At 48.4% G+C, this 10,269-nt stretch carries 6 protein-coding genes and 1 pseudogene; 2 read left to right on the top strand and 5 right to left on the bottom strand.

The features are described 5' to 3' along the window. The 5 genes and pseudogenes from LUQ50_RS01130 to LUQ50_RS01110 form a co-directional block, all read right to left on the bottom strand. Positions 1 to 270 (bottom strand): annotated as a pseudogene (locus LUQ50_RS01130) (TrpB-like pyridoxal-phosphate dependent enzyme); the annotation flags it as partial. 107 nt (positions 271 to 377) lie between these two features. Beyond that, the gene (locus tag LUQ50_RS01125) at positions 378 to 3,035 is read right to left on the bottom strand and encodes a PAS domain S-box protein (protein ID WP_300034909.1); all 2,658 of its coding nucleotides are present in this window, start codon (positions 3,033 to 3,035) and stop codon (positions 378 to 380) included. 16 nt (positions 3,036 to 3,051) lie between these two features. Continuing rightward, positions 3,052 to 4,035 (bottom strand): 6-phosphofructokinase, encoded by a 984-nt coding sequence (gene pfkA, locus LUQ50_RS01120; RefSeq protein WP_300034906.1) that lies wholly within the window; start codon positions 4,033 to 4,035, stop codon positions 3,052 to 3,054. Between the two features lie 91 nt (positions 4,036 to 4,126). After that, a complete protein-coding gene (locus tag LUQ50_RS01115) occupies positions 4,127 to 7,585 on the bottom strand; it encodes a LytS/YhcK type 5TM receptor domain-containing protein (RefSeq protein ID WP_300034903.1) in 3,459 nt (1,152 codons plus the stop codon). Positions 7,586 to 7,747: 162 nt separating this feature from the next. Then, positions 7,748 to 8,317, bottom strand: a complete 570-nt coding sequence (locus LUQ50_RS01110; RefSeq protein ID WP_300034900.1) for a DUF6790 family protein — start codon at positions 8,315 to 8,317, stop codon at positions 7,748 to 7,750. A gap of 27 nt (positions 8,318 to 8,344) precedes the next feature. Between LUQ50_RS01110 and LUQ50_RS01105 the strand changes: the two genes are divergently transcribed. Further along, entirely contained in the window at positions 8,345 to 9,067 is a 723-nt protein-coding gene (locus tag LUQ50_RS01105; RefSeq protein ID WP_300034897.1) for a C39 family peptidase, read from the top strand. A gap of 166 nt (positions 9,068 to 9,233) precedes the next feature. Further along, a partial coding sequence (locus LUQ50_RS01100; RefSeq protein WP_300034893.1) for a transposase occupies positions 9,234 to 10,269 on the top strand: 1,036 nt, incomplete at its 3' end.

Genomic DNA, 10,269 nt, shown 5'->3' with positions numbered 1-10,269 from the left:
GAATCGTTCAAGATTGTGGGCACGAAAGAGTGGGCTTGGCCTCCAGAGCGTCAGAATATCTCTGACTTCTCCTGGAATATCGATGTACCGGTCCTGACACATCTCCTGTCTAATAAGTTCTTTCGGAAAGATCGCCTCCAGATCAGCTGGTCCAAGCGGTTGTCTGGTCTGGGGATGCATCGGGGGATCAAGGGGAGTTTTAAGATCAGCCTGAATATTATACCATTTTTTCGGGATCTCGTTCTCATCAAGGATGATCTTCGTTCTCATGTATATTATCGTAAGTAAATGAACACATATATACATTGGTGCCATGCAAAGTTACACCAACTTTGGATGGTACTTTCAGGAAAAAACCATCGGCATGTAGAATCAGATCAGTTCGACCGATGTCGGTAAGTTCCCTGGGAGACCGTCAGTTCAAATCTTGCTCCGGCTCCTTGGACACCAGTCTCAACAATAGTAATTGCAGTAATCGCTAAAATTTCGCGGACGAGGAAGAGCCCAAGACCGGTATTCTTCCCGTACCCACGCTCGAAGATCAGCTCCTTCTCAGGTTCAGCAATTCCGATTCCGTCATCCTCATACACGATGATCAGATCTGTGTCTGATATCTGGGTTGTTATCCTGATGGTAGTCGCACCCTTTCCATATCGTACGGTGTTATCAACAAGGTTTGAAAAGACCTTTCCGAGCATCGGATCTGCATATATCTCCAGGTCACCAGGATCAGTCACCAAACTGATTGATGCCGGGACAAATGAATCAGGCATCACCTGACACAGTGATATCCATATTGGTCTTGTTGCTCCAAGGTTCTGGTAGATCCTGGTAAATTCTATCTGTGCCTGCACCATCCTGATGGCAGATTCCAGTTTGGTACAGTATTCCCGAATCTCAGGATCGGTGTTCTGTTCCTCTATCACATCCAGATATCCGAAGATGACGGTGATCATATTCAGAATATCATGCCTGGTGATGGTCGATAGCAGTCCTAACTGGCGGTTTGCCTGGAGCAGGGCATCCTCAGCCCTTTTCCGCTCCGTGATATCCCGGATTGCGGCAACGTGAACTGATCTCCCTTTCCAGGTGAAGAATCGTCCGGTTATCTCAACTGGAAATACTTCCCCGCTTTTTCGCCGGTGGAACCGCAGGGGGACGACCACACTTTTCGTCGTAGTCTCCGCGGTTATCCGGTTGGTATCGTCAGGCTCTGCCGAGAGATCAACGTTACGCATCTGCATCAGTTCTTCATGAGTATATCCGTAGATTTCGGTTGCTTCTGAGTTGGACTCCAGTAACGCACCGGTCTCATTGTCGATGAGAAAAATCGCCTCACTTCCCAGTTCAAAGAGGATCTGGTACTTCTCCTCACTCTCAGTGAGAGCAGCAATTGCCCTGTTTTGATCTGTGACATCCAGAAATGTCGTCATTAAATACTCGCCGATATGAATTCCGGTTATTTGTACGGTTTTTATCTCACCGTTTTTGCAGGTGACCTGGTACTCTCTGGGAAGAATCTCACGATTCTCTTCTGCAGCACTCGCCACATCTGCCATCCAGGTACTGTTCACTTCCTGCCGGTACGCCTCATCCGGGTACGCATGTTCTGCCCAGTCCTGAATGGTAGGAGTGTCATCACGACGGTATCCAAACACCTCAGTGAACCGGTCATTGACAAACCTGATCTTTCCTGATGCAGTGGATACTCCAATCGGGATTGGCATCTTTCTAATCAACATCTGATTCTGGTTATCACGTTCCTGTAATGCCTGCTGGCTTTCTGCGAGTTTCTCAAAGTTTATCCTGAGTTCTTCCTCGCTGGAGACGAGTTCTTCATATGCGGCTGATATATCCTCGTTCATCCGTCTGATCTCATCTTCAGCCTTTTTTCGTTCGGTGATATCTACGATAACCCCGATCACCTTCACATTCCCCTGGTCATCAGGTTCAAGGCTGGCTATTGAGGATAGTATCTTTTGTGGTGTTCCATCAGCTGGGTTGATGGTATATTCGATGTTGTAGGGTGCACCGGTGGTAATTAAATCGATCAATGCCTGATGTACTCGCTCACGTTCAATAATACAGGACTCGATCTCTTCGATGGTGATACTCCCGGCAGGCCGTGAGTACCCGAATATCCTCAGAGCCCCTTCTGAACCCCAGAGTAAATTGACCTGTATGTCATACTCCCAGCTCCCGGTTTTTCCGATCTCCTGTGCCCTGACCAGTCGTTGTTCATGCCGTTTGATCAGATCCTGGCTCTTCCGGCTTGCGGTGACATCCATGTGAACACCCCGGAATCCCCGAAAATCTCCGTTCGTGTCAAAGATAGGAGATCCGCTCGACTGCAGGATGACCTGGGTACCGTTTTTGTGAAAAAAATAAAAGATACGCTCTTGAATGGTTCGCCGTTCCAGAATTGTCTCCATTGCCTGTATTGTCTGTTCTTCCTGCATCCGGGGATCATACAGGTCATAGAAGTGTTTGAGACCAACCAGTTCTTCGGGGGTATATCCAAGTATCCGCTCAACTGCCGAGTTGCAGTACCGGTACATACCATCCGCATCGATATCCCAGACCCATTCACCGGCATTCTCCATGACCTGATTGAACCGTATCTCGCTTTCCCTCAGTGCAGCCTGATCGCGTCGCTGGTGAACCGCTGTTCTGATCTTATGTGCCAGCTCGGTATATTGCGGCCGGGGAGATCCCCCTTTCTGGAGGTAGAAATCTGCCCCGTTCTCGATCGCCTGAATGACCACTTCTTCGCGTCCCCTTCCGGTGAAGAGGATAAAAGGCAGATTTGGGTATTCCTTGCGAATCTCCTTAAGCAGGGTTATCCCATCCATATCAGGCATCTGATAATCAGATACAATCGCGTCATACTGGTGTGATCCTATTTTGTTCAGAGCATCGATTCCTGATTCAGAGGTATCTACCTGAAATCCGAGTGAGGAGAGGAACTGGCTGGTGATCTCAAGGAGGAGTATTTCATCATCTACGTAGAGAATGGAAAGTCCGACTTCAGGCATGATTAATCCGAATTACTCAGTATCCGGTGAGAATTTTCGAAAGTGCCGTGATACGGGGATCGGGATCACGGATTTTTCCAACGACATCGTTGATAGGGTGATAGGCAATTTCCCGCATCAGTTCCCCAACCATTACCCCGTTCTGCCCTTCTATAAGGGCACTTACCGCAGAAATCCCTAGTTTTGCTGCCAGTACCCGGTCACGTGCTGTCGGGCTTCCCCCCCGCTGGGTGTGTCCAAGAACACAGACTCTTGATTCCATCTGTATCCGTTGCGATACTTTCTTTGAGATCCCGAAACTGCATCCGGGTTGATCTCCCTCGGCGATGACCACAATAGCGTGATGCTTCCCCATCCTGAAGAGCGACTCCAGTTGATTGCAGAGCTCTTCAATCTCTTCATGGCCGTCGTGTAGAACAAGTTGTGCAGCGCCTCCGGCTATTCCTGCTTCAAGTGCAATGAAACTACTGGTATGTCCCATCACTTCGACAAAGAAGAGCCTTCCATGAGATATGGCAGTATCACGGATCCGGTCTATCGACTCCAGGGCAATATTAACCGCGGTATCGAACCCAATCGAGAAGTCAGTGCCCGGGATATCATTATCGATGGTTCCGGGTATGGCGATGATCGGGATCCCGGTCTCGCATGAGAGAAGATTACCTCCCCTGAATGAACCGTCACCCCCGATCAGGATCAGACCATCGATCTCATGTTCGAGCAACATATCAGCAGCTTTCTGTCTCCCTTCTGGGGTCATGAACTCCCTGCTTCGGGAAGTTCCGAGGATAGTGCCCCCCTGATGGATGATATTTCCCACATCATGGCGTTCTATTTTGTAGAAATCACCCTCAATCATGCCGGCATATCCGCGTCTGATCCCATACACCTCAACACCGTAAAATTTGCCTGCACGATATATTGCTCTGATACAGGCGTTCATACCCGGAGCATCACCTCCTGATGTCACAACGGCGATACGCTGCATCTTGACTCCCATGGTAGTATCCTGATCTGCTTAGTATCTATTTAGCGATACTGATGGATCGTATCAGGAACTTATGGTAAAAAGGGGGTACCCTGGTGAATTTCTAACCTGGCCCGGGTGTCAGGCTGATGGTGATGATCAGGTGATCTGCTACGGTTTCATGACTGATCTCTCCTCTGCTGATTCTACACTCTTCTCCATATTCCGCCATCTCTCCAAACGAGGGGGGCCATACCGGGCCGCTTCCTGAACAGTCAAGAGTGAGTAATACCGCGTCTTTTGTGTTTGTTCCGGTAATGGTGATGGAATGAGCACCTGCGGTAGCGAGGCTTTCGAGCAGAGAGATGATAACATCCTCAAACCGTTCCCTGGAAACAGATGCTTGAGATATCTCACCGTCCTGATGATACGTGATCATAACCTGGTCAAAGAGGGAGATATGAGCGAGTCTGGTGATCATGAGTTCCAGGTATCGTTCGGGATCATCGCAGGCATCCAGGAATTCTTCGTCAGTTGCAGGCTGCCTGGTGATGTCGGTCACAATCCCGGTGATAAACGGGGCGAGATCTATCATGTCATTGCCGCATGATGGCTCTATCCCTTCAAGCAGGGAGAGGTAATCATGATACAGGCGGTCTGCCCGCCTGATCAGTGAGGCATGAATAAACCGATCAAGTCCTTCGTTATGAATCATACGGTCGAGTTTTCTGGTGATCTGCCCGGCTTTCAGAGCAAGTTGCAGATCATCACGGTTTCCCTCCTGGTGCAATGTGGAGAACTGGCTGAAATCTTCGAGGAGATCATCAATCAGATCAGTTCGTATCATCACCCTGACCTTACGGGCAATCTCTTCCTCGCCGATCTGGCTCATAATGAACTCGAGTGAGAGGAGTCTGCCAGAAATGATGGTGAACAGGCTGTTCAGGCGTGCCATGGTATCCTGCGAGAGGATAGCCATCTTTCGTTCGTAATTCCGGTCGAGTGCGGTGTTTCCGGTCTTGGAGATCGAGAGGAACGACACGGTCTCTTCCCTGATGATGAACTGGAAGAGGATCAGGCCGAGCACCGGTATCAGAATGTCCAGTGTCAGGATTATCAGGGAGTCTGCACCTGCCTGTTCTCCAAACAGGAGGGGTATTACATATCTGAGTGTTCCCACCAGAACACCGATACCGATTACCCTAAAGTAGGTGAGGTTTCTGCGCCAGTAAATCGTACACAGACCGGCCAGGGTTCCTGAAAGCGTAGTGACCATAACACTGGTCAGTCCTTCAGGCCCGGCGGTGATCAGTGCATACAGACCGCCGGCGATTCCTGCAGATGCACCGAGGATCGGCCCTCCCAGGATACCGGCAATGGCAGGGCCGAGATCAGGGAACTGGATCATCTGATCTCCTGCGGTTATCACCGCAAATTGGCCATATGCAGAGAAGAGGCCAAATATCACGATTACCCAGACCTTCTCGGTCATGGTCGTTGCACTGATGAGAATATCCTGAAAGGTCCTCGATCGGGTCAGCAGAAAAAGGATAGCACCCAGTACCGCAATCCGGTTCAGAATCGGAAGTCCTGTCTCGCTGATCGGGGCAAGAAACATCAGCCTGATGAAGGTAAGCCCGATGATTATGATGATAATCTTTTTTTCAATCCCTTTCAGGTTTCCCTGGAAATATCTGGAAAATCCCCCTGCAGGTATCTGCCAGGTCGAGGTAGTGGAAGTTGAAGAGACCTGTGGTCTGCGGGTCTTCTTCTCTTCATCAATGATATAGAGAATAACAATCAGACCTATCAGCAGGGTTCCTACCGTAGGAATACTGATCTGGTGCAGGATATCCACGATATCTCCTGATAACGCTGCCGGTCTACAGGTCCAGAGTAATGCGATCTGTACGATACCGGTGATCATCCCGAGTATCAGGATGTTGCCTCTGGATATCGTCCCCTTATGCAGATATGGTAAAAATGCCGCGATACATCCGGCAAAGACCGGTGGCATCACTGCCACATACCAGGGCAGTGACTCAAATCCTGGAGAATTAAAGGTCCCCAACCCGGCAATAACTCCGACCAGAATCCCGACAATCGGACCGCCGAGCATTGCACTTACCAGAGGAATGAGGGTTGCGAAACTGATCGGCAACGTCTCGATCACGATACTGGATCGGGCCCCCAATATCCCGAGAATTGAGAAAATCAGAATACACATGATCGTATCGACCGGTTTCTGATTTCTTTCCTGTACCCGGGTGATCACTCCTGATCTGATAACCAGGTAAAAAAGCATGAGTAGTCCAAGGAGATTCTGGACGAGTGGAAGACCGAGGTCAAAAAATACTGCTTCACGAAACAGTGCCATCAGCAGATATGCCAGCGCCCCGATGGTCATGATGATGAACCAGAGACGAGACCCCCGTGCATACCTGGGCAGATGTGAATCAAGGTAGAGGAGCATTACTCCGGTGAATGCAAACATAAACGCTCCACATGCCGAGGTATAACTGAGCAGTGTTTTAGGATTGCCTGACCAGACAATAATGAGCATCAGGCTGCTGAATCCAATAATCAGAATCTGATATACGCTCTTTTCGCTGAGTCGGGTGACACTGGTGGAACAGAGAATTGAGGCAATGGCACGTGCCCTTCCGTCAGCCCCGGTCAGCAGAACTCCGAAGAGGATAACATATCCGGTGAAGAAGAAGATCGCCGCTCCATAGGGAAGCGTATTCAGCCCCTGAATCGCCCCGGTAAAGAGATCCTGTCCGCCCTGGGAAAAATATCCTATCGAAAAGAAGGCCAGGGTCATCAGTCCGGTGATCAGAAATGCGATACCCTGGGTGATTCTGACATTTTTGATCTGTTCAGCGTAAAACGTTGCCCCATGACGAAGGCCGATCTTTTCCCTGAGCCATATCGAGAAGAGCAGCAAATTCAGACCTGATCCAACGGTTCCCATGATGGGAATGATCTGTGTCACCTGGTCGCGGGTCGCCGAGGGGATGAGTCCTGCACCAATTGCCTGATAGGGGATGGTGATCCCGAAAAAGGTGTACAGTATCCCTCCTATCATCACTACCGCACAAAAGAGAACGATCTTTTCAAAAAGTGAGAAATTTTTCCTGATAAGGAGCGGGATGATGATGACAAGAGTTATGGTTGCCAGGATCTCCCGTGATATGGTGAACGGTATGAGTTGCTGGAGGATCAGGCCGGCGAGCAGGGCAAGTCCTCCATATCCGATCATCTCGAGGACATAGATCAGGACCATGAAGAAGACTTCCCAGTTTTCAGGCCCTGGAAATCCATGCATTCCATCAAAGATATGCTCTCCCTTTGCGAGGGTATAGCGGGCGAGGCCTTCGACAAGAGTATACTTGTAGATTAATACCAGGATGGCAAGCCAGAGGAAGGAGAAGCCGGTGAGTGTACCGGCATTGACCGACTCATTAAATCCCCTCCCGCTCATGGCGACTGCAAGCATGATACAGGGGCCGAGGAAAAAGATCAGGTCAGTGAGTATCGGAAAAGAACAATACGATAAGAGTGAACGATATTTCTCGATCATACAATCCCGGACAGGAACGGATATGGTTCCCGGTTTTATTGATAAGGGTTATCGTTTCCGGGTAAAAAGCATCCTTCTGTCCGGTGAACTGTCTGAACCTGGGTATTAAAAGAGATCATAAGGTCACCACCCTTGTATCTGCTGGCTCATCCTGTTCTAGGGTCATCTCCTCAGTGATGGTTGTGCTTCCCGCATCTGCAGTTTTTCACCTAACAGGTACAGGCCGATGAGTACGAGTGGCATGATCAGGTCGATCCAGAGGATGAGACCGGCGTTGTTGACTGACCAGTTCCCAGCGCTGACGATCTGCCATATATGAACGATTCCGTCACCGATCATAAATACTGCATAGGCAGTAAGGGTAGCAATACGGAATGTACCTGGGATCCTCAGGGCAAGGAGTCCAAGCATGCCGATTGCAAGATTTGCAAACGCCACTTCCTGCTGAAACGGGTTGCCGGCAGGCCAGCCGATGCTCTGTGCAACCCGGTCCGCAAAGAACAGATGCCCGAAACATCCCCATACTCCCCCGATACCGATGATGACGAGGAATGCCCAGTTTAAGAAAATTTTGGTCATCTTAGCGTTTCCTGCCTTTGGTCGTTCCCGTGATATCTGAATGCCTGCTCCGATTATCGCAAGTACAATGAATACAACCGGCAAGAGCTCAGATAGTGACATAAGGAGGAGGTTAGCGGGAAGATACATAATGGTGCTGAAATGGACAGGCATAATTAGTAATATGGTCTATGGCTGGTCATGTATCTGAACCGGGTGCTCCTTCTGCTTGTCTGTACTGGTCTTATCATCCCTTCCACCCTGGCTTTTTGTCTGAATATCTCGGATCTCACCGGTGGTGCAGCGGCTTATCAGGGACTTGGTGATCATCCTGATTCGATCTGGTATCCACCGTTCTCACAAAATACTACCAACGATGGAAATCTGACACGTATTCAATTCCCTTCGATGCAGCAGACCACTGAAATATCCTGTGGGGCGGTAGCTGCTCTTGACAATCTCCATTATTATGGGTATGAAGGTGATGAGATGACTATGGCAGCGGAGATGGGTGCTGTTCCCGTTTATGGGATCACGGTGGTTGAGATGGCACAGTGGTTTACTGACCAGGGGTGGACCGTTCACTCAAGCACTGGTGATGGAGATGGAAATCTCACGATGATCCAGGATAATCTCAAAGCGGGAATACCGACCCTGGTAGCATGGGCAGACTGGGGTGGGCACTGGATGGTGGCAGTCGGGTATGATACCCTGGGAACTGAAACCGTGGTGGATGATGTCATCATCTTTGCTGATCCGTATGATGTCACGGATCACAACCAGGATGGGTATTATCTGTATCCGGCGGCACGGTTCTACTCGCTCTGGTTTGTACCGCACTGGTATCCTGACAAGGATGCAGTCCGTCCATGGCTGACAGCGACCCCTCCGGTCAGAACCCTTTCTTCCGATGTTTCCGGATAAACAGGCCCTTATCCGGTAATTTTTTGTCTTCTGCGAGTTTGTCCAATGAAGGGTGACCCCATATAACCTTTACCAATTTTTTATTTTTCGTGACTTTCGATTGAAATCGACAATTGTCTTCATTCCCAGCAGACCGGCACCTATTTAAGGTTCAAAACCGGGCAATATGGTCTCGGTTGAAGAAATCAGTAAAGAACAGTATCCTATCCAAACTGTTGATACATTTATCTCCGTTAGTGAATTGCTGTACAAAATGGATTTTACCGAAATCGAATCAAAATTACATCAATATCTCGGTTATGCGCATTGCAGAAGTTGGGAATACTCCCCCCTAGTTCTATTCAAACTTCTGATCGTGAAATTATTCCGAAAGCACTCCTATCGCCGTCTGGTCAATTCTTTAACAAAGGATGATTGCCTCTACCTTGGATTAAAAGAGGTAGAATCAGGTAGATTTCTCATTCCTGCCGCAAGCACCGTTCATGATTTTGCCTACAACCGCCTTTGCCTGGAAGGTTTGAAGCAAATAATGCTGTTGAACGGAACCATCGCATGCAAAAATATTCGCAATGCGAATGGCATGATTGATTCAACTCCCATTGAAGCGTCAAGATATGATAAATATGCCCGATTCAATCCACATTATGAGTGCAGAATGTATAAAATGCATATATTCCACCTTGAGGATTTTCCATTATATGAGATTTTTTCTGATGGAAATGAATATGATGGCGGATACGCAATTCCTCTCTCTGAAAAAGTAGTTTTGATGCATCCCGATTTAAAGGCGGCAAAATTAGACGCGGGATATGATTCCTATCTTAATCACGCTGCGATATGGAAGATTTTGAAGGTTCACCCTCTCATTGATCATAGAGCAGATGCAGTGATTCAATACGAAGGGACAGAGAGCAGAATCAACCATTGGGTAAATAAACTGTGGAAAAAGGGGGGTGATGTTAAAGCGGGAATAACTGCCAAATTACATTTTCTCTATGAAAATGGCCGGGAAATTCAAGTGGGCAAATACTTGAGAAATATGAATTTATTAAACCATGATTTCAAATCTGAATATAAATCAAGAAGTGATTGTGAGAGAACACACTCGCATATGAAGCGGATGTTTACTTTCAATGTGAAATGGATTCAACAAAGATCCAAAGAATTCTACATGTGTGCGAATTTTGTTGCGTATCAGGTTT

This window comes from Methanospirillum sp. (genome assembly GCF_028679455.1).
Lineage (GTDB): Archaea > Halobacteriota > Methanomicrobia > Methanomicrobiales > Methanospirillaceae > Methanospirillum.
The sequence above is the reverse complement of the archived record's forward strand: the minus strand, read 5'-3'. Positions and strand labels throughout refer to the sequence as shown.

Coding starts and splice junctions, on each gene's coding strand:
- LUQ50_RS01125 (WP_300034909.1), bottom strand. CDS start 3,035: ATGCCTGAAGTCGGACTTTCCATTCTCTACGTAGATGATGAAATACTC.
- pfkA (WP_300034906.1), bottom strand. CDS start 4,035: ATGGGAGTCAAGATGCAGCGTATCGCCGTTGTGACATCAGGAGGTGAT.
- LUQ50_RS01115 (WP_300034903.1), bottom strand. CDS start 7,585: ATGATCGAGAAATATCGTTCACTCTTATCGTATTGTTCTTTTCCGATA.
- LUQ50_RS01110 (WP_300034900.1), bottom strand. CDS start 8,317: ATGCCTGTCCATTTCAGCACCATTATGTATCTTCCCGCTAACCTCCTC.
- LUQ50_RS01105 (WP_300034897.1), top strand. CDS start 8,345: ATGTATCTGAACCGGGTGCTCCTTCTGCTTGTCTGTACTGGTCTTATC.